General features: G+C 44.3%; 27 protein-coding genes. 13 read left to right on the top strand and 14 right to left on the bottom strand.

Translation table 11 applies throughout. The features are described 5' to 3' along the window. Window positions 1-3 precede the first annotated feature (3 nt). The 8 genes from KJS94_RS08985 to KJS94_RS08950 all read left to right on the top strand — a co-directional run bounded on the left by KJS94_RS08985 (window position 4) and on the right by KJS94_RS08950 (window position 6,790). On the top strand, window positions 4-825 hold the full coding sequence (locus KJS94_RS08985) for a DUF6615 family protein (protein ID WP_214447558.1): 822 nt from the start codon (window positions 4-6) through the stop codon (window positions 823-825). 146 nt (window positions 826-971) lie between these two features. Then, on the top strand, window positions 972-1,304 hold the full coding sequence (locus KJS94_RS08980) for a type II toxin-antitoxin system RelE/ParE family toxin (protein WP_214447559.1): 333 nt from the start codon (window positions 972-974) through the stop codon (window positions 1,302-1,304). 11 nt (window positions 1,305-1,315) lie between these two features. Then, entirely contained in the window at window positions 1,316-2,404 is a 1,089-nt protein-coding gene (locus KJS94_RS08975; protein WP_214447560.1) for a HigA family addiction module antitoxin, read from the top strand. A gap of 394 nt (window positions 2,405-2,798) precedes the next feature. After that, window positions 2,799-3,845, top strand: coding sequence for a hypothetical protein (locus KJS94_RS08970; RefSeq protein ID WP_214447561.1), 1,047 nt, complete (start codon window positions 2,799-2,801; stop codon window positions 3,843-3,845). Between the two features lie 651 nt (window positions 3,846-4,496). Beyond that, window positions 4,497-4,706 carry a helix-turn-helix transcriptional regulator gene (locus tag KJS94_RS08965; protein WP_214447562.1) on the top strand — a complete coding sequence of 70 codons (210 nt, stop codon included), beginning with the start codon at window positions 4,497-4,499 and terminating at the stop codon, window positions 4,704-4,706. A gap of 39 nt (window positions 4,707-4,745) precedes the next feature. Next, window positions 4,746-5,078, top strand: a complete 333-nt coding sequence (locus tag KJS94_RS08960; RefSeq protein ID WP_214447563.1) for a HipA N-terminal domain-containing protein — start codon at window positions 4,746-4,748, stop codon at window positions 5,076-5,078. Next, window positions 5,075-6,016, top strand: a complete 942-nt coding sequence (locus KJS94_RS08955; RefSeq protein WP_214447564.1) for a HipA domain-containing protein — start codon at window positions 5,075-5,077, stop codon at window positions 6,014-6,016. The genes KJS94_RS08960 and KJS94_RS08955 overlap by 4 nt, the downstream gene beginning before the upstream one ends. A 135-nt stretch (window positions 6,017-6,151) precedes the next feature. Next, entirely contained in the window at window positions 6,152-6,790 is a 639-nt protein-coding gene (locus KJS94_RS08950) for a DUF1349 domain-containing protein (RefSeq protein WP_214447565.1), read from the top strand. Here KJS94_RS08950 and KJS94_RS08945 read toward each other — a convergent pair whose 3' ends face one another. The 9 genes from KJS94_RS08945 to KJS94_RS08905 all read right to left on the bottom strand — a co-directional run bounded on the left by KJS94_RS08945 (window position 6,791) and on the right by KJS94_RS08905 (window position 13,176). Then, entirely contained in the window at window positions 6,791-7,486 is a 696-nt protein-coding gene (locus tag KJS94_RS08945; RefSeq protein WP_214447566.1) for an aspartate/glutamate racemase family protein, read from the bottom strand. Window positions 7,487-7,681: 195 nt separating this feature from the next. Further along, entirely contained in the window at window positions 7,682-8,158 is a 477-nt protein-coding gene (locus KJS94_RS08940) for a hemerythrin domain-containing protein (protein ID WP_214447567.1), read from the bottom strand. Window positions 8,159-8,168: 10 nt separating this feature from the next. Further along, entirely contained in the window at window positions 8,169-8,900 is a 732-nt protein-coding gene (ric, locus tag KJS94_RS08935) for an iron-sulfur cluster repair di-iron protein (RefSeq protein ID WP_214447568.1), read from the bottom strand. An 11-nt stretch (window positions 8,901-8,911) separates the two neighbouring features. Further along, the gene (locus KJS94_RS08930; RefSeq protein ID WP_214447569.1) at window positions 8,912-9,349 is read right to left on the bottom strand and encodes a hypothetical protein; all 438 of its coding nucleotides are present in this window, start codon (window positions 9,347-9,349) and stop codon (window positions 8,912-8,914) included. Continuing rightward, entirely contained in the window at window positions 9,346-9,735 is a 390-nt protein-coding gene (locus KJS94_RS08925) for a group III truncated hemoglobin (RefSeq protein WP_239804349.1), read from the bottom strand. The genes KJS94_RS08930 and KJS94_RS08925 overlap by 4 nt, the downstream gene beginning before the upstream one ends. 1 nt (window position 9,736) lies before the next feature. Next, window positions 9,737-10,141, bottom strand: a complete 405-nt coding sequence (locus tag KJS94_RS08920) for a cytochrome C (RefSeq protein ID WP_214447571.1) — start codon at window positions 10,139-10,141, stop codon at window positions 9,737-9,739. A 10-nt stretch (window positions 10,142-10,151) separates the two neighbouring features. Beyond that, a complete protein-coding gene (locus KJS94_RS08915; protein ID WP_214447572.1) occupies window positions 10,152-10,415 on the bottom strand; it encodes a hypothetical protein in 264 nt (87 codons plus the stop codon). Between the two features lie 4 nt (window positions 10,416-10,419). After that, the gene (locus KJS94_RS08910) at window positions 10,420-11,424 is read right to left on the bottom strand and encodes a cytochrome c (RefSeq protein ID WP_214447573.1); all 1,005 of its coding nucleotides are present in this window, start codon (window positions 11,422-11,424) and stop codon (window positions 10,420-10,422) included. A gap of 9 nt (window positions 11,425-11,433) precedes the next feature. Beyond that, window positions 11,434-13,176 carry a cbb3-type cytochrome c oxidase subunit I gene (locus KJS94_RS08905; protein WP_214447574.1) on the bottom strand — a complete coding sequence of 581 codons (1,743 nt, stop codon included), beginning with the start codon at window positions 13,174-13,176 and terminating at the stop codon, window positions 11,434-11,436. A gap of 284 nt (window positions 13,177-13,460) precedes the next feature. On the opposite strand from KJS94_RS08905, the gene KJS94_RS08900 reads away from it, so the two are divergent. Beyond that, on the top strand, window positions 13,461-13,991 hold the full coding sequence (locus tag KJS94_RS08900; RefSeq protein ID WP_214447575.1) for a cupin domain-containing protein: 531 nt from the start codon (window positions 13,461-13,463) through the stop codon (window positions 13,989-13,991). A 13-nt stretch (window positions 13,992-14,004) separates the two neighbouring features. On the opposite strand, the gene KJS94_RS08895 is transcribed toward KJS94_RS08900, so the two are convergent. Further along, window positions 14,005-15,048, bottom strand: coding sequence for a sensor histidine kinase (locus KJS94_RS08895; protein ID WP_214447576.1), 1,044 nt, complete (start codon window positions 15,046-15,048; stop codon window positions 14,005-14,007). Window positions 15,049-15,056: 8 nt separating this feature from the next. Further along, window positions 15,057-15,830 (bottom strand): LytR/AlgR family response regulator transcription factor, encoded by a 774-nt coding sequence (locus KJS94_RS08890; RefSeq protein WP_214447577.1) that lies wholly within the window; start codon window positions 15,828-15,830, stop codon window positions 15,057-15,059. 249 nt (window positions 15,831-16,079) lie between these two features. On the opposite strand from KJS94_RS08890, the gene KJS94_RS08885 reads away from it, so the two are divergent. Continuing rightward, window positions 16,080-16,496, top strand: a complete 417-nt coding sequence (locus tag KJS94_RS08885; protein ID WP_214447578.1) for a hypothetical protein — start codon at window positions 16,080-16,082, stop codon at window positions 16,494-16,496. A 281-nt stretch (window positions 16,497-16,777) separates the two neighbouring features. On the opposite strand, the gene KJS94_RS08880 is transcribed toward KJS94_RS08885, so the two are convergent. Beyond that, window positions 16,778-18,178, bottom strand: a complete 1,401-nt coding sequence (locus KJS94_RS08880) for a glycosyltransferase family 39 protein (RefSeq protein WP_214447579.1) — start codon at window positions 18,176-18,178, stop codon at window positions 16,778-16,780. A gap of 612 nt (window positions 18,179-18,790) precedes the next feature. Next, on the bottom strand, window positions 18,791-19,732 hold the full coding sequence (locus KJS94_RS08875) for a CE1 family esterase (RefSeq protein ID WP_214447580.1): 942 nt from the start codon (window positions 19,730-19,732) through the stop codon (window positions 18,791-18,793). A gap of 295 nt (window positions 19,733-20,027) precedes the next feature. Between KJS94_RS08875 and KJS94_RS08870 the strand changes: the two genes are divergently transcribed. After that, window positions 20,028-21,566 (top strand): TolB family protein, encoded by a 1,539-nt coding sequence (locus KJS94_RS08870; RefSeq protein ID WP_214447581.1) that lies wholly within the window; start codon window positions 20,028-20,030, stop codon window positions 21,564-21,566. A 539-nt stretch (window positions 21,567-22,105) separates the two neighbouring features. On the opposite strand, the gene KJS94_RS08865 is transcribed toward KJS94_RS08870, so the two are convergent. Further along, a complete protein-coding gene (locus KJS94_RS08865) occupies window positions 22,106-23,257 on the bottom strand; it encodes a Gfo/Idh/MocA family protein (protein ID WP_239804348.1) in 1,152 nt (383 codons plus the stop codon). A 409-nt stretch (window positions 23,258-23,666) separates the two neighbouring features. Between KJS94_RS08865 and KJS94_RS08860 the strand changes: the two genes are divergently transcribed. Together KJS94_RS08860 and KJS94_RS08855 are read left to right on the top strand one after the other, a co-directional pair. After that, complete coding sequence (locus KJS94_RS08860) at window positions 23,667-24,089, top strand: hypothetical protein (RefSeq protein WP_214447582.1); 423 nt, start codon at window positions 23,667-23,669, stop codon at window positions 24,087-24,089. Between the two features lie 168 nt (window positions 24,090-24,257). Then, complete coding sequence (locus KJS94_RS08855; RefSeq protein ID WP_214447583.1) at window positions 24,258-25,667, top strand: sialate O-acetylesterase; 1,410 nt, start codon at window positions 24,258-24,260, stop codon at window positions 25,665-25,667. Window positions 25,668-25,671: the final 4 nt, after the last annotated feature.

Genomic DNA, 25,671 nt, shown 5'->3' with positions numbered 1-25,671 from the left:
AAAATGCCATTAGTACAATTATCAAATAGATGTAAGCTGTTTGAGTCAATTGCTGCAAATACCTGGAACAAAATAATCAGGAACCATCACACGGGAAATCAAGCACGGGAAATTGGTCTTACATCTGATATTGTTTCTGAAATCGAAGACAATCGCTTATCTTTTCCTAACATAGGTGTTTGGGCAGTAGAGGCAAGAAATGAAAGAACCCATGGAAACGACATGGACATTTTTGTCGAAACCACTACTGGTCAGTTTCTTTGGTGGGCTTTACAAGCTAAGGTTTTAAATTTGGATGGCACCTACCATGACATTGCTACATTTAGAAGTGGCGGTGAGTATCAGTGGACTAAGTTAAATCGTCTTTTAGCTGCTTCAGGTTGTGTAGTACGTTACTTACTTTACAATGGGTCAGCTAATTACCATTACTATGGCAACGATATTTGCATAAGAAATTTTAACGAAGACCAATTTGGGTGTTCATTAGTAAAAGCTACTGATGTAGAAAGATTGGCATTGGCTGGTCCTGTAAGTTTTCATGACTTTCATCCTGAACTTGCACAACCTTGGCGAATTATTACCTGTTGCTTATTTGATACAAAAAAAGAGAAGGCTACCTATTATTCTGCAGCACAAGTGCGAGAAGCTGTTGGTATTTATCCAAATAGCTTTGGAAATACAACAATTCTCGATTCCGCAAATGACAACTCTAAGCCCAATGACTTTTCAGTTAATGCTATAAATGATTTTTCATCATCGGCTGAAAGAATTCCAGCTTATAGAATTGTAATCAGGTCAACAACTTCTATTAATCTAGGGTATTAATTACTATAGAAATGTCAAAACTCACCTACCATAATGATTAACTATTGCCTTTGCTTATGAATTAACCGGTAAAACAAGACGGAAAGCACATGTAGATAATAATATGACTTACACTTGCTGTTAACCAAAAGAATATTACCTTTGCAGTGGAAATAACTTTTACCGATAAAAAACTGGAGAAGCTGTCAGGCGATTACAACAAATGCCGCCAGAAAATGGGCGATAAAAGGGCAAAGCTATTCGTATCAAGGCTCAACGCTTTGCGGGATGCGACCACCCTGGAAGATGTGAGAAACTTGCCTGGCAGGTTTCACGAGTTAACCGGCGACAGAAAAGGGCAATGGACTTGCGACTTAGACCACCCCTACAGATTGGTTTTCACACCTCACGAAACCCCAATCCCTACCAATGAACACGGGCAGTATATCTGGTTAGAGATCAAAGGCGTAGAAGTTATAGAAATTGTTGACTATCATTAAACAACAACACAATGGCCAAGCAAAATCAATATTTCCCTTCAGTTGTTTTCCACCCCGGTGAAACCTTAGCTGAGAAACTGGAAGAAATGGAAATGGGGCCCAAAGAGTTTGCCCTCCGCACCGGCAAGCCGGAAAAAACCATTATTGCAGTCCTTAAGGGCGAAAGCTCCATTACCCCTGATATGGCGGTCCAATTTGAAAATGTAACAAAGATCCCCGCCCACTTCTGGATGAACCACCAGCGTGGCTATGATGAATACATAGCAAGAGAGAAACGCAAAGCCACCATTGATGCAGCCGTTTCATGGGCAAAGCAGTTTCCCTTAGCCGATATGATCAAAAAAGGCTGGCTGCCTCAGGTAGGCACCATTCAGGAAAAAACAATGGAGATGCTGGCATTCTTTGGTTTCTCCAATCATACCGCCTGGGAAGATTATTATTTCAATCAGCAGTTAAAAGTAGCTTTCCGCATTTCGCTGGCTCAAACTAAAGAGCCGTATGCCATTTCGGCCTGGCTTCGCAAAGGTGAGTTACAGGCTGCCGAACTGGAAGCCAATGACTATTCAGAAAAGAAGTTCAAAGAAGCCCTTCCTCAAATCAAGTCCATCATGGCCAACCATCCTGATGGTTTTTTTAGTCAGTTGCAAAGTATTTGCCTCGAAGCAGGAGTTAAAGTGGTACATACCCCCTGCATCAATAAAGCACCCATCAACGGTTCTACCCGTTGGCTCAACGATACCCCATTTATTCAGCTCACGGGCCGCTATAACCGTAACGACAGTTTCTGGTTCACCTTCTTTCACGAGGCAGGTCATATCCTTTTACACGGTAAAAAAGACATCTTTCTTGAAAACCTCGACTATTCCGACAAGGATATGCAGAAAGAACAGGAAGCAGATGAATTTGCCTGTAAGTGGACATTGACCGAAGACGAAGAAGCCGAGATTTTAGCATCAGCCCCACTCAGCGAAGACGACATCAGGGATATTGCAAAACAGTTCAATACCCACCCGGCAATTATTATTGGAAGGCTTCAGCACAAAAAACTGATCCCTTATTCATTGGGCAGAGAATACTTTGAACCTGTAATATTTGAATAACTGCTTCTTGTAAAAGGTTGATAAAAAGGATAATTGAAAACTGCTACAATAATTATTCTTTGAAAAAGCAAACGTAGCTTGAATGATGGAATGTACTTCTATTCTTGATTTACATTTCCGTAAAATCTGCATTAAATGCTGATGTCAAAATTCTGTATCGGGAAGTAAGAAGCGGTAATATCTCCTTATATGGTTGACAATTTTTCTTCCATGCAATTATTTTGCATATTTTGGAAAAATCCAAAAAGTAATATAGCTTAAATATTCTTAAATAGTATGGGCAAGCCTTCTGTATTTATATACGAAAAAGAGGGGTCAATTTAATGCGAAAAATAGGGATCTCATTATGCGGGAAATCCAAAAATCAACTAATTGAAATTATTTTATTAATCTTATGTGGGTATCAAAATTTATCATTTCCTCTGAGGTGCCATTGCAATTAGGAGTATACGAATTTAGTGATGTACGCGTAGAGATTAAAGAGTTACCCGTAAATGATATTTTAGTTTTTGATCGAAGTACTTTAAGGTATTGTGAGTTATACATAGATGAGAGTTTTGATAATAATATTGAAGAAGTTTTTCTTTATCTTTCAGACTTATGCTGGAAATTTTTAAGTCGAGTTTCGCTTGTTTCTTATGCTAAGGCTGAATTAGTTCTGCACATTGTTACTAGCAAAAATGAGGTTCCAAATGGTCATGATTTTCTCATATTGTCAAATTTTCATTCGCATTTCCGTAATTATAAAATTCCAGTAGGCCCAAATGATCTTTTAGGTTTTGGCACTTTGAATGATGAGCGTGAATATTTAGATGTTATAATTAATATGTTTGCTAGGGCTATAAACTCTGTTTCTTGGGAGGAAAAAGTAATGTTATTTTCTTCTATACTAGAGCGAATATCAATGGAGGAAGGAGATGAGTTTGTCGAAAAGGTTTGTAATAATTGTGGCGTCTCTTCAAAGTCTAAAATGAAAGCTACGAAGAGGATTTCTAAAAGACTACTTAATGAGAAAGGTGTTTCGAATTCTGATATTAATTTATTCTTAGAATCAAATCGAAATAGAATTGCGCATGGAGGTGGGAAGAGGGACTTGAAATTTTTGGAAGATTTAGTAAAAAGTGTAAGCAGTATTCAACATGTTATTGCTGAATTGTTGATTGATCGATTTAATGTTAGAATGGTAAATTCCCAAACCTCATTTGTTGGAAAACCATGGGTTATTTATAGATTTAAACATGATAGTTCAGGTGAAATTGTATTGGCTGATGGTGAGTATTTTACATTTAAGGCAAATGCTTTAATTTCAAAAGTTGCATCTGGGGATGATTTAGCACATAGTAATATTGAAGTTTGTGTTGGTATTAGTACAGGCTCTGATAATTTTTTTCTTAGTAATAAGTCTTTTCAGAAAGCCTTTTTCCCAGTTATTAAGACTTAGTATTTCTTGCATATGTATTTGTAGGTGGGAGGTTTTTGTCCTATAGGGTAAGGATTAATGAATGTTTAGAGAAAGAATTCCTGCTTGGTTTTTTGATCATTATTTTGGATATTGTTGCTATATTTTCTTTCTGCACGGTTGTATTCTATATCTAAGGCAACTGATATTTATGCAATATCTCTCGAACAACAATCATTCACCTTGATCACCTGCGAGGAGAGATTGTTGGATGGTACACCAGATATGCCTCCAGGCCCGCCATGACCGCCATCCTTGGTTAGGTAGTATTTGATAGTGTGGTTATTGGTGCAGTTCGAACTTTTACGGAAGGTTTTGCTGCAGTTCTGGGGAACACCTCACCCTTCTTACCACAGGTGTTGTTGACCAACCAAACATTCTGTACAGAATCAATGTGAATTTGGATTGGCTTGGGAAATCCATCCCGATTCAAAAGGTAAACCCTGCGGCTCTATTACTTCCACCCTTATGTAGCAATTCCTGGTTAATTTATACCTGAACGGGGTTAATATTTTATCAATTTGCTAATAATGCACCAGATAGGGTATCATTATCTATGAATTCTATATAAATACACCCGAAAGGGTGCAAAAATGAAAATAATTGCTATATTGGTACCCAAAAGGGTATAAAATGAACCTGGCAGACTTTGTAAAAGACAAGCGGAAATCGGTGAAGCTCACCCAGCCCGAACTGGCCGAAAAGGCGGGTGTAGGGCTGCGTTTCATCCGTGAACTGGAACAGGGAAAGGAAACCCTACGGTTGGATAAAGTGAACCAGGTGCTGCAACTCTTCGGTTACGAAGTAGGTGCCGTACCCAAAACCACCAACCCCTATACCTGATACCCCAATTCCAGATTAAGCTAGTCCATATTCAACCAAGTGCGAAAAGCCGCCATAAAAATAGACAACCAACTAGCCGGATGGCTCACCCAGGATGAGCAGGGGTATCATTTTGTATACGACCAGGCGTATGCAGCACAACCCGGTGCCCGGCCAGTCAGTTTGACCCTTCCGCTACAAGAAGCTCCTTATACTTCAAAAGTGCTTTTTCCTTTTTTTGATGGCCTGATACCCGAAGGGTGGTTGTTGGATATAGCAGAAAAAAACTGGAAACTGAATCCAAGGGACCGGATGGGATTATTGCTGGCCTGCTGTAAAGATTGCATTGGAATAGTAAGTGTGGAAGCAATAAAAGAGGAGGAGGCACCATGAGTACCTGTTTGTTTTGTTACCTGCCATTGGCAGGACATGAACTGGATTTTCATGCCTCCTGCTCAAGGAAAATATTTGGGCAGCCAACTCCTCCGGCGTTGCCTTATTCTGAGGAAGACCTGGAGCCATTGGCCAAAAAAGTGATACAAAGCCAAACGGCCGTAACAGGTGTGCAGGCCAAATTGTCCTTGCACATCACCGGCAATAATAAAGAAGGCGCAGAACGAAGATTCACCATTGTGGGCTTATGGGGCGGGTATATTTTGAAACCGCCTGTTGAATTCTATCCGCAATTGCCGGAAGTGGAAGATACAACCATGCATTTGGCAGCAATAGCCAGAATAAAAACAGCGCCCCATAGTTTGATTCGCCTGCCATCTGGCAAACTGGCTTATGTAACCAAGCGGATCGACCGAACCAAAAAGGGAAAATTGGCTATGGAAGATATGTGCCAACTCACCGAACGGCTCACTGAAGACAAATACCACGGCAGCTATGAGCAGATCGGTAAAGTCATTCAAAAATATTCAGTAAATCCGGGTTTGGATGTGGTGAACTTTTTTGAGCTGGTACTCTTTTCCTTCCTTACAGGCAATGCGGATATGCATTTGAAGAATTTCTCTTTACTGGAGCAGCCGGGTTTGGGCATGACCTTATCACCGGCTTATGATTTGGTGAATACCACTTTGGTAAATCCTGCCGATGAGGAAGAAATGGCTTTAACTTTAAATGGGCGAAAGAAAAAACTGAGGAAGCAGGATTTTGTAGCAGCAATGAATGCACTAAAGGTGGAAGATAAGCAGCAGGAAAACATCTTTAAAAAGATGGTGAAAGCACTGCCCCAATGGCTGGAGCTCATAGACCGCAGTTTTATGAGTGAGGCATTCAAAGAACAATACAAAACCATTTTATCCGAAAGGATGAGCCGGTTGCAATAACTAAATACTGGTAATATGCATTTTCCTCATTCAAACCCCCGTAAGGTCTTTTTGTCAAAGGATGCAATGCTTCAACAGGTCACACAACTTGAGGGTGAATGTTGCTTATTTTTTATCAAGGGGCTTACCCTTATTATGTTGCTGTTCCTTTCCTTTACGGCTATTGCCCAGGTAGGACCGCCGATCCGGGTGGAAGGCATTTCCCAGCCCCTTCGATGGGAGAATAATCCCGTTGCCTATTCATTTGGGAAGAATGGCTTCACCATTGTAGCAGGCCCTAAAACCGATATGTTCCGCGATCCCAATGTTACCTACAATACCGATAACGCTCCGAAGCTGCTGTTTACGCCCGATGCAGATTTCGTGCTTAGCGTGGGTATCCAGCATGCCTTTGCCAACAAATGGGATGGCGGCGCCATTGTGCTCAAGCAGGATAGTGCCAATTGGGTGAAGTTCTGTTTTGAAAAGGATTATACCGGTGCAAGGAGGGTCGTGTCGGTGGTGACCAGGGATATTTCGGATGATTGTAATTCAGTAGAGATCCCTTCTGATAAAGTATATTTCAAGATGGCCAGGGCAGGCAAGGTGATCACGCTGTATTATTCCCTGGATCAATCCAAATGGATACTGGTCCGGCATTTCCAGTTCAATGCCACAAAGCCCTTATTGCTGGGCTTCCTGGCCCAATCACCCACCGGTAATGAATGTTCTGTTGTTTTCTCCGATATCCGTTACCAAGCCAGGACGATCAAAGATCCCTATCTGGGGGAGTGATCATTCTAATGAAAAAGCCACCGCCTTTTTTGCATGGATTATGGTGGTGTCAAATAACCGATGTTCTGTAACATCAGGACTGATCAATAGACCGATTTCCGTACAGCCAAGAACAATGGCTTCGGCACCCAATGCAATCAGGTCGTCAATAATTTCCAGGTAGGCATTTTGCGATCTTTTGGTAATGATCCCTTTTACCAGCTCCTGGTAAATGATGTCATGGACTATATCCCTATCCGATGCTGATGGTATGATGGTTTCTATCGCGTAACGGTCCGCAAGCCTCTGTTTTAAAAAGTCCTGCTCCATGGTGAATTTGGTTCCCAGCAGTCCGACCCTTTTAACATTTTCAGCTTTGATGGCTTCACCGGTAGCGTCGGCAATATGGACCATTGGGATACTTACACTGCCGGATATATCATCAGCCAGCTTGTGCATGGTATTCGTACACAGGACAATGAATTCCGCTCCTCCACTTTCTAATGCCCTGGCCGCATTGATCATGATTTCACTAAGCTTATCCCATTCCCCATTGTGCTGAAGGGTTGCGATATCTGCAAAATCTACTGAATACATCAGGGATTTACAGGAGTGGACTCCCCCAAGTTTTTGCTTTACCTCCTGGTTGATTATTTTGTAATAGAGCGCTGAACTCTCCCAGGACATTCCACCTATGAGCCCGATAGTTTTTTGCATAGTAAAACAGGTAGGATGTAATGTTACTGATAATAATTGTCATTATATGACCCCGGGTGATCAGGGTAGAAGCGATAAGCCTTATTCTTTTCTTGTGAAGTACTACTGATCCTACTACCCAATCAAATAGGCTTTCCCTTTTTTGAAAAAAGGATTAATACCAAGCCATGCAAGAAAGTTAATGGGTTGTATTATTCAATTCCAGAACTCGTCCCTGGCGTTTTCAATGAACCTGGCATCACTGTGGGTTTGCCTTATTATTTCCAGTTCATGGGGTGTGGCCATTTCCTGGATAAGGTTGAGCAGGACCCTTTCTTCAAAACGGACATGTGATTCCAGGAGATCGGCAAGGGTAGTAAGGGTAGTGTTAAGTTCGGAATTGTATTTGAACAATCTCCTTAGCTGTTGGTGTTCATCAAGGGCCCTGATGATAAGTTCATGGGTGGGTTCCAGGACTGGGAAAAGGAACTTTTCTTCCAATTCAAAATGCGGGGCTGCATAGGTTTTATAGAACCAATCCGTATACCTTTTTATCCTTTTGGGATCTATGCCTGTGGCCAGTCCTTTCCTTATTTTCCATACCAGTAAAAGGGTATGGTGATGTTCCCGGCTAATGGGTTGCAATACTTGGTGCCGCCTGATGGGCTTCTTTTGGATAGCTTCCTTGTCCATATTTATTCAATTAAATTGTTTTGTTACCTTCTTTTCCTGACTCCAGTATTTTGGGGATCAGGATATTGTTTTCAAGATGGATGTGAAGATGGAGGTCTTCTTCAAATTCCCTCAATAAGCCCAGCGTTACCCGATAGGTGTTGCATCCATCCGGAGGGGTGGTGTAATTATTGGTTAGGCTTGCGATCTTCCTGAATCGCTCGCCTTCCTTATCATGTTCTTCATGGATCATGGCAATCGGGCTGGCATCCCGGTCATTGGAGATGGTAGCTCCTGTTGGTCCATTATCCCCCGGTTTGTTTGCGTCCCTGATGAAGGGGAAAAGAATTGTTTCTTCCTTATGCATATGCTCCTGCAGGTCCTCCGAGCTTTCTTCAAATAATTGTTGCACTGCTTTCAACTCCGGGTGATTGTTTCCATGGACCGCAGTTATCTTATTGAGGTAGGGAATAATCTCGCTGATCTTTCTCCTGACATAGGCATGATGCACCTGCTCAATATAATCCGCAAGCAAAGTAGGGGGCCATGTTTGGAAATGATGGGATTCCTGGCCGGGGGCCTCTATTACTTCCTGCAGTTGTTGCAGCAGGGTAGGGGTGGATAGCTTTGCCTCAGTGCAGGCCTCAGCTATACTCCTGTTGCCATTGCAGCAAAAGTCGATGCCATTTGCTTTAAATACGGCTGCGGTTCTGTAATCCATGGCCACCAGGTCGCCGATGATTTGACTGGCTGAAATATTCATAAAACGGGTATTTAATTTGATTTGAAATGAAGCAATCCGAATGCTACCAAACAAACGGTTTTGGTTACCTCGGTAATAATAAAGTATCGATGCAGGTTGGAGGGTTGTAAAGGAAGCTGTTGTATATAGTGGACTACCCTTTTATCCAAAGCGGGCAAAAGCCAAATGGTTTGGGTGATCAGAAGGACCAGGATGAAAATGAATAGTACGTTGGTAAATGTTTCTGAATGATTAGGGTTAAGCAGGATACACACCGCTACAGATACGGCCAGTACCCATTCTACCCTGTTCAGGGCTTTGAAGACAATCCTTCCAATGGATAACCCTATGGGAAGGGTAACCCCTTCTGCCCTGAACTTTAACCAGGCTTCCATGAAACTGATGGCGCAAATGAAGCCGATCCAAAGAAAGACAGCTACCACTACCAGCGGGTCTTTAACTGTGGTCATAGGAGTGGTTTTGATTGCCTGTTACGATAATATTCTATTTTGTAGTGAAACATCTCTGCCATCTTTTTTGCCCGCCATTTGGCCTCTTCAGCCTTAGGACCCTGGAATAGTTCATCGATCGTTGTATTGAAGATGACCAGCCACTGGTCGAAATGTTCCTGGGATACTGGCAGGTTGGCATGGGGTAAAAATGGGCTTCCGTTGTAAGTGTGTTCTTCCAGCAATACTGTTTGCCAGAATCGATACATCTTTTCCAGGTGAAGGTTCCATGCATCCCGGATACGGTCATTGAAAATATCTTTCAGCACCCCGTCTTGCCTGACCTTACCATAGAAACTGTCAACAAGGAGTTTAATATCTGTCAGACTGGTGATATCGGTTTTCATTTTATAAACTGGCATTAGTGATCAAATAGAAAGCAGCCCATCCAATGAAAATGATCAGCATGATCCATATCCAGTTGGGTATGCTCTGTGGTGTTTCACTTCCTTCCAGGAGAAAGCTTTTTTGGTTCCCTTTGTCGTAGGCATTGATCAGCAATGGTATGGTCCCGTCTACTACCTCACTTTCTTTTAGGCCCTCCACTGAGATGGCAGGCCCATTTCGAACAAAGAACTTTATTGTCCGGATGCCTTCCCTTCCGGTGGGCGATTTACTTACTATCCTCAGTATATGTTCGCCATCTGTAAGTTTCCTTGTATCCATTTCGAAGCTAACCGGTGCTGGCAGATCAGCCACCGGGTATTCATTGTCATCAATAAAGATGGATACCTTACTTTTTTCCCTGGTCATCAGCTTGCTTTTAGAATGAATTCAAGATGGATTGTTTGATATCCTGTACCCCTTTCCCTTCCGGCTTTACAAAGCAGGCCACTGTGTAGGCTAGTATAAAAAGGGTAATTACCCCCATGACCCCGACGATCACCCATTCCCAGTTGGTTTGGGGTCCTGGTCCATGCGTTATCCCCTTCAGGAATTTGGGTTGCTGTTGCTCACATACCGGACAGGCATTGAGCATATTGCCAATGAGCAAGGCGACCAGGAGTAGGATTGTTGCTCGGTTCATTTGATTACTTTTTATTGTTGGTATTGATCATATCCATCACCCGCGATACCTCGGCTGCTGATACCGGCTTGGCCTGGTTTCCCCAGCTGGATCGCTCATGGTTGATGATCGCGGTTATTTCTTCAGCTGTCAGGTTGTTATTGATGCCAATGGATGGCATGGTGCCGTACTCCGGCCTGGCATCGTAACCCTTCATGATAATGCCTACAAATAATTCGAGATTATCCCCATTGACAATAGGACTTCCCTTTAGGGCTGGAAAAGCACCGGGTAGTCCCTCGCCATTGGCCTGGTGACAACTTTGGCAATTCTGCGCATACAATTGTTGGCCATTTTGATTGGGTGATTCCTTTATTGCTGTTGATCCTGGGATTGCTTTTGGATAAAGGAAATCCATTGCCTTCCTTCCATCGGGCAGGGGTTGTTGTTTCAGGCTTTTCAGGTAAGCTACCAATTGTAAAGCTTCCCTGGTTGCGATTACTTTCCCCTTGATATGTTGGCTGTATAGCTCTGGTATTTTTACTTCTACATCGTCCTTATTGGTTTTTTCCCTGATCTCAAAAAGCCATGGATAGGCGGGCATAATGGATTGATCCACCACAATACGTGGCTGGAATAGATGTAAAAGGTGCCAATCGGTACTGGGCTGGCGATTCCCGATATTGGTCAGGTCCGGTCCGGTTCTTTCTGTTCCCATTAAGGTAGCTGTGTTCCTCCATAGGTCAGTTCTTGTATTGCCGGCATAATCCGCTGCAATAGAGGGGCGATCCCCAAATGCTTTATCCATTTCAATATTCCTCACCTGCTGGCTATGGCAGGCTACACAGCCATTGGCTATATAAATGTTCTTTCCGGCCTTCTCCTCTTCCGTTAGTGACGGTGCACCTGGTAATGGTTTATTGGATTGCTGGTTTTTCATGGCCGGCAGGATAGCCACAACCAGGGTCAGGAAAAGGAATAGGCCAAGAATGGTTTTAAAGAGTTTACCTGTTTGGTTAAAGAATTCCATAACGTAGGTTTAGAAGGTTGCTGTTTCCAATTTTTCTTTGGCTTTCAGGATATCCTTTGCGGTTGTGGGAATATTAGCTTCCATCCTTCCCTTCACCATCCGATAGAAGTTGTAGATGAACACGAGGTGTGAAAGCCACATCAGGGAGCCGCCTATTGCCCGCCATAACCAATAGGGCTTCATGAGCACCACACTTTCCATGAATGGTTTCCCATCCATCCAGCTCAGGCCTTTGAATGTTGCGCCGATCATTAATGGGATGGTATAGAATAATAATCCTATCAGGGCTAGCCAAAAATGGATGCCTACCGCGATATGGGATGGTTCATGGCCTGTTAAACGGGGAACCAGGGTATAGATGAAGGCCCAAAGCATAAAGGTTATGATGCCATACATCGTCAGGTGGGAATGCGCGACAGTGAAATCAGTGAAATGCCAGAGCAGGTTGGTAAACCTGAATGCTTCGACGGTACCCTGTAAGGATCCTGTAAAGTAGAAGATGATACCGGTCAAATAAAATGGCAGGGTATAGCTATGGGCAACTTTGTTCCATGTCCCATTAAAGGTCAGGATAAAGTTGGTGGTACCGGCAATTACCGGGATGAGCATTCCGGCACTGCCTATAATGGCAACGGTTTGCAGCCACCAGGGGATAGCACTGAATATAAAATGATGGGTGCCGATCAGGGTATAAAACAGTATTTGTGCCCAGAAAGCCAGGATTCCCAAACCATAGGAGTAAATAGGCTTGTTCAATTGCTGTGGCAGGAAGTAGTACATCAGGCCAAGGCAGAATAGCATAAACCACATACCTACCCCCTGGTGCATATAGTATCCCTGGATGATCGTTTCGCCCAACCCTTTTTGCCAGGTCGGCAGGTAGGCAACCCCAACGATCACTAATAAGAACATCAATGCAGAAATGATGTACCAGTTGGAAACATAGATCTCATTGGTAGTTCTCTTACTGATCGTTCTGAGGAAATTGACCAGTGACAGGACAATGCCATAGCCAAAGAGGCACATCACCGGCCAGGTATACTCCCTGTATTCACCTCCTCCGTTATTGATGCCGGCCATCAGGGAAATGGTCCCAATGATTACCGCCGCATTCATAGCGACCAATGTGTGGTAACCCCATTTGATATGGTGGATGGCTGTATTGGAAATGCGGGGAACGACATAATAGGCTAACCCCATCATGGAAATGGATGCCCATCCCCAGAATACAGCATTGGTATGTACCGGCCTTAACCTTCCGAAACTCAACCAGCTGATATGGTCAATATCTGGTGCAGAGAACTTGATCCCGAGGTATTCCCCGACTGTAGTCCCGAAGATCAGCCAGAATGCCCCGCAAGCCAAGTACCATACTATTAGTCTTGCCAGTTCGGGAGCAATATGGTGCTTGGGCTGGGCTTTCTTTTTGGTTTCTATAAAATGAAGACCCGGCTCCTCAATTATATTATGGATCAGTCCTTTTTTGTCGGCAGGCGGAAGGTTACTTCCAAGTTCATTGTTGTTCAATGAATATTCCTGTTCCTCTTGACGACGCTTTAATTGGTTGATTTCTTCGATAGATAGGCGTTTGAGGTAGGTATTGAAGTTCTCTACCTTCACACCCATCTTGTATTCTTTGATGGCGGAATTCGCTTTAATGATGATCAGCACTACTGCTGTTAGTACCGGTAGGAGAATTAGTAGTAGGGTAATGATGATGCCTGACTGGGTGAATAAATCTCTTGTTTCCATACCCTTTTATTTTATTGATAAATGCAAAAGCTTTGTAAAGTAACGACGATCAAAACGCCTTGAAAATGCTAGTGATGCTGAGTTAGCTAAAAACAGGATTGAACTGATTATTTGAAATGATCTTTCGGAATACCTGGTTGATCATTTTGGATGCTGTTTTTTGATTCATTCTACAACCCTTATCAGCAGCTGATTGGGACATTCATATAGTCAATTCAGGTCAGTTGGTATTTGCTCCAGGGATACCCTAAAATAGTTTTGTGATGAACTTAAATAGTATCATCATGCAATCAACTATTTCAAACATTAAGAAGATCATCGGGTTCAGGCCGGATATTGACCAGCTCGAATCACTTGGTACACAAATTCAATGGAAGGATATTGTTAATGCAGAGGCCGGTATTGTTTTGCTGGCTGCAGAAACTGATGGACCTCCCATTCATTATCATCCACGGCAAGAAGAAGAGTTCTTCATTCGTCAGGGGGAGTTAATGGTATACAGGAGGGACAGGTGGATCAAACTCCAGGAAGGAGATTCAATAACCATTCCTGCCAAAACGCCCCACACCTACAAGAATGCCTCTAAGAAGGAAGTCCTGTTTGATTTTTGTATTTCGCCCAGGGTTCGTTTCAGGGAAATGATTGAAGAGATGGATGGATATGTCCAGGAGCAAAAAATAAGGGGAACCGATTTTAAATCTGTCCTTTATTTGTGCCGGGTGATGGATAAGTATCCTGATGTCACCCAAAGTGTGAAGCCACCACAGTTCATCGTAAAACTGATGGCAGGATTATCAAGGACCTTTCAAAAATAGGGAGGGTTGCAATTCAGTCAATACCGGTATTGATTAGCGGGACTTTCACCATGAAGAATCCAGGGTCTTCTTTTATTTCAATACTACTCTTGTTGATCAACCGGTATTTTTCTGCAATATTGGATAACCCTATTTTACTGCTTTCCACTTTGATCGTTTTTCGCTGCAGGTTGTTCCTGACCATAAGGGAATCACCCTCTGCAATTATTTCGATTACCAAGGGGTTTCTTTTCCCCACCGTATTATGTTTTACGGCATTTTCCACCAGTAACTGTAGCGTAAGGGGAGGCAGTAGGGCATTGTTCGAATTGGGGTCGATCTTTTTTACCAGCATGACGCCCTTTCCGAACCTGGTTTGCAATAGGTGAAAGTAGGAGTCTATAAAATTCAACTCATTGGTAAGGGAGGTGAGTTCATACTCGTTTGTCCGTAGCAGGTACCTGTATACCTTGCTCAGGTCGCTAAGGTATTTTTGCGCATCATTTGGGTTTTCATTGATCAATGCGGATAAGGCATTCAGGCTGTTGAAAAGAAAGTGGGGATTGATTTGCTGGAGTAAACCATTCAATTGGGTCTGGAGCTTTTCCTTGCTTAGCTGTTCTGTTTTTAGTATTGTTTCCCTCCATTTGTGATAGCTGTAGATCCCTTCGTTCATGGCAATACCAATAATATCACAAACGATACCGGCAAACAGGGCCCATGCGTATTCGGTCCTGGAGAAGGTATATTGAAAAAGCGGGATACTGCTATATACAAAGAATACAAGGGTGATAATAATGGCTGTGACCGGGAAATGCAGAAAGGCTGCTAATAAGATTCTCTGGATCAGTTTACGCTCACTGGTTTGCCGTTTCCGCATGAAATTCGCTATGTAGATCTGTATAGGAGAAAGGATAGCCATGAGGGAAATGAGTAGGAGGGTAGAGAATACCAGGATATGCCAGTCCTTTATATACCTTTCCCCAAACATGATAATATTTATCGTTATCCCCAGGGCCGGCGGAAGTGAATAAAGCAACCACCTGAATTTTGATATTTCTTCTTGGAATTTCAACATAGGGCTTGTCATTTTCCCATCCAGGTTTTAAAGGCGCTTACTTTTTCCCTGCTTATGATCACCTGTTCAGAGACGGTTGGATTTAATTGAAGGATCAATCGCTGCCCAAAATAATCATCTATTTTTTGTATTGACTTTAGGGATATCAGGTAGGAACGGTTAATGCGGAAGAATTCCTGTGGGTCCAGCATTTGTTCCAGTTCTTCCAGGGTATAATCTATAGCGATCTTTCGATTGTCATAGGTCCTGAAGAAATTGATCCTGGCTTCTATAAAAAAGTAAGCGATCTCATGAGTCTCTACGGTTAATAGTTTATTGGTGTATTTGGTAAGGAACCTTTTCCTGTAGGATTTGGGTTGGAGCCTTGCCTGAAGTTCCTCTACAAGGTTGTTAATAGAGAACCCGGGGGCGGCAGTGCTATAATATTCCTTAAGCAGGTTGAATTTGCCAAATGCCGCAACCAGGTCTTCCTTTTCTATTGGCTTTAGTAAATATGCAACACTGTTTACAGTAAATGCCTGGATGGCGTACTCATCGTAGGAAGTGATGAAAATGACAGGGCATTTGATTGGGGTGCGTTCGAAAATCTCAAAACTTTGACCATCAACCAGTTCTATATCCATCAAAATGATATCCGGTTGCCGGTTATGCTGCAGCCAATCCACGGTAGATTCAATGGAATCCAGGTCGGCAAGTATTTCCATTTCCGGATCAACTTCCTTCAGCAGGCCACGCAGTTTTCTGACCGCCAGTTCTTCGTCTTCTACTATTAGAAGTTTCATTTCCTGTACTTTTCTACAAGTTAAAGGGAAAAGTCCAACTGGTACCTCGACCATGTCTTTTTTAGCTATTGGGATGCTTCTATTGCTTAAAAGGGGAGCTGAGTTGGGGAGCTGGAAGTTTACTTAAGAGACTATAGCCGGTTGAGACAGTTGGATAATCAATTCAGCAGGACTAAGGTTGTGCTCAAAAGGCAGGCCTGGTAATTTTAGGCCAGTTATTTTTTAGCTGGATGATTTAAAATTATTACTATGGCTGCTATTCATCGCAATTACATTCTTTTGGTTCACGGCATTTTCCTGCTGCTGGTGACTACTGCCAATACCTTTCAATCTTTGGTTGGTTTGAGTTCCGGAAAGGGGATTTTTGGCTTTCTTAACGCATTGCCAATTGCAGAAGTGGGCTTGTTCCAGGCCTATCTGTTAATGATGCTCATAGGGATTGTTTTGCTCCTGAATATGCGGAGTGAGCATTCCTGGAAATATGATCTAATCGGTGCTGTCGCCCATTTGATTCCCTTGTTGGCCCTTGTCTTCTTTTATAGTGAGATAAGGAAAACCATGGGGGCAGATATCATCAAGGCAAGTTGTTTTATCCACCTGCCATGGATAACAATAGAATTGATTACGGCCTTTGTTTTGTTCCGAAGGTCTGTTAGCAAGGCCTAGCGTTTCGGGAAATGAAATGGACAGCGCTTATGCCGGCTGACCAATTTTGGAAGGGATTAACGGTTTTAAGTTTTTCCCTGTATTCGTTCTGCTGAAGGTATGGTTAGTAATACAGGTATTCCCGGCATTTTAGCAGGAAAGAATCAATGATTGACAGGGCTAAATCTGTCACGTTATTGAAGGAGTGTACTTTTCCCCAAATTAGTTCATGTAGTCAGTGGTAAATTTCAAATTGAAAATTTGTTTCTTCTTCCTCTATATAGCTATAACAAGGATGGTGTTTAGTTGGTGAATTTAACTTTTCCTGGATGATAGTTGGCGCATAAATACACATGGAAACGGCGTACGAGTCTGCCTTGTTTTTTGACCTGTATTGTCCTTATTGAGGTGACACGATCGAAATACTGGTATAGTACTACGGGAGGTATAGTTTGGGTTTCCTTTTGTAAACGTTTATCTGAATCTATAAAGAGTGCATTTTCCCCTTTCAGTAAATTCAGGTCATTGGAAACGTAATCGAACTGCAGCGCCTTTTCGCCGATTATGTTTTTGCTGTACACCATTTCATCGAAGTAAAAGTTGAGGACGGCTGATGTTTTATAGTCATCTGCTGAGAAGACGAATGATTTGGGGTACTTTTTTTTTAATTCCTGTACTTTTTCTGCAAGCTCATTCCATCCTACCCAGGTATCATCTGATTTTATGATCACCGGATAGAAAGCGATTTCCATCGCTAATGCCAGGTGAATGACCAGGGAGGCTATCAATTGGATGCGAACCCATTTTTCATTCATGTAAAGGCTTATCCAGAGGATGCCGGTTATATAAGCGGGCATCATCCAGTTCAGTTTAACCCAGTAGAAGAATGATAAAAAGGTAAACCCAATAAAAAGGGGTAGGAAGAAACAAAGCAGGAATAGTTGTGACTCAGGAATACGGCTGAATTTAATGCCAAATTGGTTTGTTATTTTCCACAATCCCCAAACCAGGGTGAAGAAAAGAATGGGTATCAAAATAGCTGCCTGGTGGCCTATTGTTCCCAGGAAGTCCATTATCGAAATATGCAATCCGCTTATTTTATCCATCCTGTTGGTGGACTGAAACCTAAAGGATACAAATTCATGTTGCCAATTCCATACCAGGACCGGCGCAATAGCAATGAGCCATCCTGCCATGCACAGGTATGGCCATGGGGAGGAAAGAAGTTTGCGGCGCCTTTGTGACAAAACGAGAAATAGGAACATCCCCGCTGGCAGGAAAATGGCTGTATACTTGCTGTCAAATGCCAATCCCATTAATAGTCCGGCCCAGATCCAATAAGTTTTCCTTTCCTTGAATAGGGCAAGATAAAGGGATCTTAAGGACAGTGTCCAAAAAAGCATTAAAGGGACATCTGGTGAAGCTACCAAGGAAAGGATGGTGACCATCAGGGTGGAAAGGAAGAGCACCATTGCGGAAAGGGTCTGCCTGGTATTAAGGAAGCCTTTTGACAAATAGTAGAAGGAAAAGATGGTGAACAAAGTGATGATGGTAGCCGTGAGTTTAAGGACGATGATCTTCTTCCCGAACAGCATCGTAAAGACCCATATCAGGTAAGCAATGGCCGGTGGATGATCATAATAGGAAAGGGCGAGGTGCTCACTGTAGAAATAGTAATAGGCATCCTGTGGCATAATGCCCATATATGGGAGACTGGTTAACCTGGTGAGCAGAATGCACAGTAAGGCCAGTGTAGGAACAAGATATTTCCTTTCTTTTAGTATAAATTCAAACGGGCCAATTGTTCCGGAATATGAATTCATGTTTTTGCCTGTATACGTTTAGGGTGCTTTTTTAGGCTTTTGGCAATTGTTAAAATGCCAGGGTGGTTTTTCGCTGTTTTTGTTAGAAGCTTTTCAGGATAATGTGATAGATGAAAAACAAGCTTTGCAATGCAGGATGAGGCACTCCAAAGGACTGGCTAATGGATGGCTCGATTGCTTCTTACAAATTACTGGTTTTAGGCCCTTTGCTCAACTTTTAACTGTTTAATCCGGATGGGGAATAATTGTTGCCCGGCTTTTTAATAAGCCATGTTAAATACCGGATACAAAAAGGGTATTGACGATAGTCAATACCAGGCAATCCTTATTGTACTTTTTTGCAGGATTTTCAGGCGGATTTATTCCTTCACCCTTTAATAGTCTATTCCTTCCTATCCTCTTTTTCTGTGTGTAATTGGTACCTACGGCTAAGAGCGACCTTAACAAGCGGTTAGCCCAAATAAGAAGTGGCAGGTGATCCGAATGCCGATTTTAGGGCAACTGAAACTTTTGGAAGAACTCCCATAACAAATCATTGGCCTTGATCACTTGTGAGGTTGGGTCGGAGAATGGTCCACCGGGTAAGCCTCCTGGCCAGCCATGACCACCATCCTTGGTGAGGTAGTATTCGAGGGTATGGTTATTGGTGCAGGCAGACCATTTACGGAAGGTATAACTGCTATTCTGGGTGATCACTTCTCCCTTCTTGCCACAGGTATTGAGGGCCGACCAAACATTCAGTACGGAATCAATAGAAGGCAGTACAAGGTTAGCCGTTCCAACTCCATCGCCATAACCACCTAAATAGGGAACTTTCTTGTCGAGCTCTGAATGCATATGCAGGACGGGAACAGGACGGGCTGGATTACAGGGTGTGGTCACCACCATGGTGCAACCGTTGGGCGCAATGGCGGTGATCTTGTTCGATAATTGGCAGGCCAATCGGTAGGACATCATCCCGCCATTGGAATGCCCGGTCGCATATACCTTTTTGGGGTTGATGGAATATTTCCTGGTGAGTTCATCTATCAGGTTGCTGATGAATTTGACATCATCAATATTCTTCTCCACCGCATAATCACAGCAGGTGCCGGCATTCCAGGTGCGGGCCTTCAACAAACCGTCACTCTGGACACCGTCGGGGTACACCACCACAAATCCAGCTGCATTGGCTTTTTCAGTGAGCAATGAACTGGTCTCAAATTGCACACCTGATCCACCCCCACCATGCATACCGATCACCAGGGAAAATTGTCCGCCTTCAAAATAGTTGGGCGGCAGGTTCACCAGGTAGGTGCGCTCCCGGCCATCCACCTGCATGCTTCCATTGATACGGTAAACTTTTTCAACCGGCGCATCATCTTTCTGGCATGCGCTGAGGAAAAGTATAAGGCTGGTTATTATTAAGTAGGAGTTGCGTAAGCCTTTTTTCATGGTTCAGTTGGTTTTACATTGGATGGCGATCAGGACAAAAGGTTTAGTGTGGTCAATTTATACCTGTTGTTCAACGTTTTAAAGTCCCGATTATTGCCGGTGTTGCATGCCCTGCCAATCGGTTAGGGCTAAACCAGGCGATTCTAACCAATAATTACCCAACACCCATAGTGGCTACCCTGCTTAAGTGGAATCATTTAGCTATCCTATGATCCGGTTAAAGGAATACCATGCTTGGATAAGCCAGCCATTTCAGCCCTTGGCCATTTTCAGTAAATTCAGGCAAAGCTTGCATATGAAATGGTTATTGCTCTACTCCACATCCTTTCTGTTCAGCTTATCCTTTGCGCAAGGACCGGTGGGCATTTTCTCCGGGCATGCCGATATTGGCAGTCCTGCCATCAAGGGCGATGCACAGTACCATCCCCTGGACCAGTCTTATCACCTCCAGGCAGGGGGATACAATATCTGGTTCGGTCGCGATGAGTTCCATTATGCGTTCAATACCATCAAAGGGGATTTTATCCTGACCGCCAATTTCAAACTCCTGGGTAAGGGTGTTGATACCCACCGCAAGACCGGATGGATGGTCCGAGCCAGTAAGGATGATGATGCCGCGCACATGACCGCCACTGTCCATGGCGATGGTATGGTGGCCCTTCAATGGCGAAGGATGAAGGGGGCACATATGCGTGACCCACAGGATGAGTTGTTCACGAAGAAGCAGGGGACAGAGATCATTCAGCTCGAACGCCAGGGTAAGGTCTTCATCATGCGGGTGGCCCATCCCGGTGAACCCCTGCAGGAAATTGGCCGGACCGATGCCGTTGATATGCCCGATGAAGTGCTGGCAGGGATCTTCCTCAGCAGCCACAACCCCGATGTAAAGGAAGAAGCCATGGCCTGGAATGTCCGCATCGAACAGACTGTACCGGATGACTATAACGGGTATGCACATGGGGTTTTGCCCAGCAGGCTGGAGGTCATGAATGTCTTTGATGGTAAGCGCAGGATCGTTCATGAGGATAAGGGCAGGTTCGAAGCACCCAACTGGATGAAGGATGGCAAGCGCCTGCTCTTCAACCAGGGTGGTGCCATCTATACCCTACCGGTGGAAGGAGGGCAACCGGAGAAACTGAATACGGGTTCCGCTAACCGCAACAACAATGACCATGTGATCTCCTTCGATGGCAAATGGCTGGCCATCTCATCGCATCGGGAAGGGATGCCCGGTGGCGGCAGCACCATCTATGTCCTGCCTATCACCGGCGGTGAGCCTCTACTGGTGACCGATAGCACGCCTTCTTACCTGCATGGCTGGAGTCCCGATGGTAAGGAGGTTGTTTATACAGCACAACGCAGGAGCTTCGGTCCTACCTACAATATATTCAAGAAGCCCGTGAAAGGAGGGAAGGAGACCCAGTTGACCTTCCTGAATAGCGGCTTGGCAGATGGTCCGGAGTATTCACCCGATGGCAAATGGATCTATTACAATGCCACGGAAAGCGGCAGCATGCAGGTCTGGCGCATGCGTCCCGATGGTAGCGGGAAAGAACAACTGACCTTCGATGAGTACAATAACTGGTTCCCGCATATTTCACCCGATAACAAGTGGATCGTCTTCCTGTCCTTCCCCAATACTGTAAGTCCCAACGACCATCCATTTTACAAAAGGGTGATGCTTCGACTGATGCCTGTTGCCGGTGGTGCACCAAGGGCCATCGCTTACCTGTATGGTGGACAGGGTACTATCAATACCCCCAGCTGGAGCCCCGATAGTAAACATATCGCTTTTGTGAGCAATACCGGTCCGGCAGTAAAGCAAGCGAATTGATTTTTATTTCATACCGCATGCTGCGGGATATTACTTTTCAATAATGCTATTGTAAGTATGTATTATAGTCTGTCCAATAAAGGTCCACATGGTACAGACTATAAATGGAAGTATGGTAAGTATCGAAACATTTATGTAGTGGTCTATAGAATTATCATATAGAAGATAGCCTACCCCTAGCCATAACCAGCTAATGCCGATAATTTGCATAGTGATCTTGTACTTAACATTTTTTAAAAGAATTGATAGAAGAATGCATATTTGACCGAGTAAACTTGTCAATCCGATTAATGGAAAATGATTGTCAACTGAATGAAGGGAAAAGCTAAAGTCGGTTTGTGTGAAGTAGGGAAAAAATAATATTTCAAGGATAAACAGGACTACTATTCCATGTCCTGCACCCACTAGAATTAAGCCATGACTAATGATGGTCAATATTTTTATCCTGCTTGTTGTTGTCATTATGCTTGCAAAAATTTCTTCTATTCTGGGGTACACTACTATTCGCATGTTAGTGAAGCGGTAGTCTATAACAACCTTTATAGTTTCAGCGATACCTTCTTTCCCGTTCTTACTGCCTCATAGATCGCATCAATGATCTTCAGGTCTTTCAAGCCTTCTTCTCCATCCAATGGCACTATAGGCTTTTTACCATCGAGGAGGATGGCGGCCATTTCATCCATTTGGGTGGTCTGGTGCGTGATATGCTGGAAGTTCAGCTCGCCCTTATGTGTCCTGGCCTTGATGGGACCATAGCCGGTTGCGGGTGATAATTCGGCGAAACCATTTTCCCCGTCCAGGAAGAATCGGTCGAGGTAATTCATGCGGTAAGTGGACAGGCAGGAAGCTATAGCGCCCGAAGGAAAGCCCAGCTGGAACTGGATCGTTTCATCCACGCCTTCGCGGAAGAGAACGGGATCGGTCTTTGTTTCCTGTGCCGTCACCCATACCGGTTCTTCCCCTACCATATAACGTGCACCATTAACCGAATAAATGCCAATATCCATCATGGCCCCGCCACCGGAAAGTTTGGGATCCAGTCGCCATTGGCTGGGATTGCCAATGCGGAAGCCGCTGAGCCCCTGGAAGAACAGGGGTTTGCCGAATTCACCCGCATTTCGCATCCGGATGATCTCCAGGGTATTGGCTTCGAAATGCATGCGATAGCCTACCAGCAGTTGAACGCCCGCTTGCTTGCAGGCCGCCACCATTTCCGCACCTTCCCTGGCATTGATGGCCATGGGTTTTTCACAGATGGCATGCTTACCGGCCCTGGCTATCCTGACCACCTGCTCCTTGTGCTGGGCATTGGGGGTGATCACATATATGGCATCTATATCAGGGTTGTTCCTGACCTGGTCGAAATTGCTGTAATTGTAGCGGCTTCCTTCCGGTACCCCATAACGTTCGCCCCACTCCTTCAGCTTGGAAGACGTGCCGCTGATCAGTCCCGTGATCTTTGCCCGCTTGCATTGCTGCATGGCTTCGGCAACCCTATTGGCATAGCTGCCCAGGCCCATTAAGGCAACCCTTAATGTAGGTCCATCGGCTACTGGTGGAACAGGTATGGCTTGCTGTGAACTGCGGTGCCAGGCGGCCAGTGGCGCAGCTGCGGCGGCCATAGTTAGTTTAGTAAGGAATTTTCTCCTGGAGGACATATGATGGTAGTTATGCATCCTGAATTTATTCATTTTTACCGTCTTGATGGTCAGGTGCAGGTAGGAAAGGGGCTCGTCCTGCGAAAGGAAGGATAAAAATCCATGTGATTATTCAATGATCCACTCTAAAAGGGGTAGTGCTTTACCGCTGGTTGGAGGGGCTGTTTTGGGCTTTGGGCATCATGGCAAAATTTTGTTAAAGCCCTTGTCAGTAAAGGATTCCAGCGGAGCTAAATGGATTTTGCAATCAGTTTGGGAATGAAAATTTGGTTTGCAGGTGGAAAACCCGCGGTATAGTTTTGCTCCAGATTCAGTTCTGAATTAACCAAAGGCAACCCACATTCTACTCTGCCTTTTGCATCCAGCCGATTGCCCACCATATGTCTCCACGATTGCCGCCGGGAAACAGACCCATGATTTTTTAAACTTAAAATGTTATTGTATGAAAAGAGGAAAATTGTCTTTTGGAAAGTTTATTTCAGGTCTTGCTCTTGCAGCGGTTTTGATGGCTGGTTCCGTACCTGCCCTTGCAAACAATGATAAGACCGCCAGGGTGAATGGCAAGATCCCTGTTGAATTGAAGTATGTTGGTAAGATCAAAAGCGATCCCGTTTTGATGGTCCAGGGTGAGAATGCCAGCGCTGAAGAATTGTACATTACCCTTCGCGATAAGAATGGTGAATTGCTGTATTCGTTCACTACCAACGAAAAGAATTTCACCAAGAAGTTTCAGTTCCAGCGCGATTATGATGAAACCATGGAGATCAGGATATCTATTGTTTCAAAGAGTAATACCCAGACAGAAGTGTTCAGGGTTGCTGAAAGCACCCAGGTGATCAACCAGGTATTGGTTTCTAAAATGTAATTGTTCATTTATTGGAATTTCCTACCCGGTCTCTGCCAGATAGTTTTTAATGGGTAGTGATACCATATGGCCCCCAACAAGGTTGGGGGCTTTCTTTCTTTTTTAGCTGCTTCTTGACCGATTTTACCCGGCTTCATTTGCTGCCGCTGAATGCGGTAAATTAGGGGTATGAAACGATTTGCCATTGTCCTGTTCTGCTCGCTTTTAGTGACAGGCAGCGCCTGGAGCCAACTCCGTCTTCCCGCCATCCTCAGTTCAGGGATGGTCCTCCAGCAAAAGGATTCCGTAACCCTCTGGGGTTGGTCCGGATCAGGGGAAAAGGTTTATGTCACCACGGGCTGGGACAACCGAAAAGACTCAACAATAAGCACCAATATGGCTACCTGGAGGCTAAAGGTAAAGACACCGGCTGCAGGGGGTCCCTATACCATCACCATTACCAGTCGCAATACGATCGTATTGGAAGATGTCATGATAGGGGAGGTATGGGTCTGCTCCGGACAATCGAATATGGAGTGGAGCTATTACAATGGTACTTCCGATATCCAGCCAGAGTTTGCCACTGCTTTTAACCGGAACATCCGCTTTTTCCATGTGCCCCGTACCGCGTCTTATCATCCCCAGGACGACCTGAAAGCATCCTGGGCGGTATGCGATTCCAATACCATCAAATCATTCAGCTCTGTTGGATATTTTTTTGGCAAGAACCTGCAGCAAAACCTCCATGTTCCCATTGGGCTCATCAACGCCAGTTGGGGTGGTACTCCTGCAGAAACATGGACTCCGGGGGAGGTCGTGGAAGGTGATCCTCAACTAAAGGCGGCGGCGGCCCAACTGCCAACCTTTGCCTGGTGGCCCAGCGCAACTGCCCAGGCATTCAATGGCATGATCGCCCCCCTGGCCAATTTCAGAATTGCAGGTGCTATCTGGTACCAGGGAGAAAGTAATGTAAGTACCAGTTCTACCTATACCCGGCTCTTCACCCGCATGGTCGATGCCTGGCGCAAGGCATTCAATAATGAATTTCCGTTCTATTATGTACAAATTGCACCTTTTGCCTATGAAAACCATAATGTAGGCGCCCTGTTGAGGGAAGCCCAGACCAGGGCCATGCAGCATCCCAAAACGGGTATGGTGGTCATCACAGACCTGGTAGATACGGTTTCGGATATCCATCCCGGTAAGAAGGCGCCGGTTGGGAAAAGACTTGCCAATTGGGCATTGGCTGAAACCTATGGACAAACAGGTATTCATTACCAAAGTCCGGAGTTCGCCAATATGGTCAGGGAGAAAGATAAACTGGCGATCAGTTTTTCGCATATCGGTTCGGGGCTAGTGATCAATGGCAGGAAAGCGGAAGGATTCTACATCTGCGGACCCGACCGGCAATGGTACGCCGCAGAAGCCAAACTGGACAAAGACCGGATCCTGGTTTGGAGCAAGCAGGTAAAGGACCCTGAACAGGTTAGGTACGGTTTCAGCAATACCCTGATTGGTAATATTGCTACAAAAGAAGGCTTGCCCTTAACTCCCTTCCGTACCGATAATTTTGAAGTAGATCAATCACCCGTAAAATAAGAGA

This window comes from Flavihumibacter rivuli (assembly GCF_018595685.2).
GTDB classification, from domain to species: domain Bacteria; phylum Bacteroidota; class Bacteroidia; order Chitinophagales; family Chitinophagaceae; genus Flavihumibacter; species Flavihumibacter rivuli.
The sequence above is the reverse complement of the archived record's forward strand: the minus strand, read 5'-3'. Positions and strand labels throughout refer to the sequence as shown.

Bases quoted from the DNA above. Each gene is read 5' to 3' on its own strand.
- KJS94_RS08985 (WP_214447558.1), top strand. From the start codon at position 4: ATGCCATTAGTACAATTATCAAATAGATGTAAGCTGTTTGAGTCAATT.
- KJS94_RS08975 (WP_214447560.1), top strand. From the start codon at position 1,316: ATGGCCAAGCAAAATCAATATTTCCCTTCAGTTGTTTTCCACCCCGGT.
- KJS94_RS08970 (WP_214447561.1), top strand. From the start codon at position 2,799: ATGTGGGTATCAAAATTTATCATTTCCTCTGAGGTGCCATTGCAATTA.
- KJS94_RS08965 (WP_214447562.1), top strand. From the start codon at position 4,497: ATGAACCTGGCAGACTTTGTAAAAGACAAGCGGAAATCGGTGAAGCTC.
- KJS94_RS08955 (WP_214447564.1), top strand. From the start codon at position 5,075: ATGAGTACCTGTTTGTTTTGTTACCTGCCATTGGCAGGACATGAACTG.
- KJS94_RS08950 (WP_214447565.1), top strand. From the start codon at position 6,152: ATGTTGCTGTTCCTTTCCTTTACGGCTATTGCCCAGGTAGGACCGCCG.
- KJS94_RS08945 (WP_214447566.1), bottom strand. From the start codon at position 7,486: ATGCAAAAAACTATCGGGCTCATAGGTGGAATGTCCTGGGAGAGTTCA.
- KJS94_RS08940 (WP_214447567.1), bottom strand. From the start codon at position 8,158: ATGGACAAGGAAGCTATCCAAAAGAAGCCCATCAGGCGGCACCAAGTA.
- ric (WP_214447568.1), bottom strand. From the start codon at position 8,900: ATGAATATTTCAGCCAGTCAAATCATCGGCGACCTGGTGGCCATGGAT.
- KJS94_RS08930 (WP_214447569.1), bottom strand. From the start codon at position 9,349: ATGACCACAGTTAAAGACCCGCTGGTAGTGGTAGCTGTCTTTCTTTGG.
- KJS94_RS08925 (WP_239804349.1), bottom strand. From the start codon at position 9,735: ATGAAAACCGATATCACCAGTCTGACAGATATTAAACTCCTTGTTGAC.
- KJS94_RS08920 (WP_214447571.1), bottom strand. From the start codon at position 10,141: ATGACCAGGGAAAAAAGTAAGGTATCCATCTTTATTGATGACAATGAA.
- KJS94_RS08915 (WP_214447572.1), bottom strand. From the start codon at position 10,415: ATGAACCGAGCAACAATCCTACTCCTGGTCGCCTTGCTCATTGGCAAT.
- KJS94_RS08910 (WP_214447573.1), bottom strand. From the start codon at position 11,424: ATGGAATTCTTTAACCAAACAGGTAAACTCTTTAAAACCATTCTTGGC.
- KJS94_RS08905 (WP_214447574.1), bottom strand. From the start codon at position 13,176: ATGGAAACAAGAGATTTATTCACCCAGTCAGGCATCATCATTACCCTA.
- KJS94_RS08900 (WP_214447575.1), top strand. From the start codon at position 13,461: ATGCAATCAACTATTTCAAACATTAAGAAGATCATCGGGTTCAGGCCG.
- KJS94_RS08895 (WP_214447576.1), bottom strand. From the start codon at position 15,048: ATGTTGAAATTCCAAGAAGAAATATCAAAATTCAGGTGGTTGCTTTAT.
- KJS94_RS08890 (WP_214447577.1), bottom strand. From the start codon at position 15,830: ATGAAACTTCTAATAGTAGAAGACGAAGAACTGGCGGTCAGAAAACTG.
- KJS94_RS08885 (WP_214447578.1), top strand. From the start codon at position 16,080: ATGGCTGCTATTCATCGCAATTACATTCTTTTGGTTCACGGCATTTTC.
- KJS94_RS08880 (WP_214447579.1), bottom strand. From the start codon at position 18,178: ATGGGCATTATGCCACAGGATGCCTATTACTATTTCTACAGTGAGCAC.
- KJS94_RS08875 (WP_214447580.1), bottom strand. From the start codon at position 19,732: ATGAAAAAAGGCTTACGCAACTCCTACTTAATAATAACCAGCCTTATA.
- KJS94_RS08870 (WP_214447581.1), top strand. From the start codon at position 20,028: ATGAAATGGTTATTGCTCTACTCCACATCCTTTCTGTTCAGCTTATCC.
- KJS94_RS08865 (WP_239804348.1), bottom strand. From the start codon at position 23,257: ATGAATAAATTCAGGATGCATAACTACCATCATATGTCCTCCAGGAGA.
- KJS94_RS08860 (WP_214447582.1), top strand. From the start codon at position 23,667: ATGAAAAGAGGAAAATTGTCTTTTGGAAAGTTTATTTCAGGTCTTGCT.
- KJS94_RS08855 (WP_214447583.1), top strand. From the start codon at position 24,258: ATGAAACGATTTGCCATTGTCCTGTTCTGCTCGCTTTTAGTGACAGGC.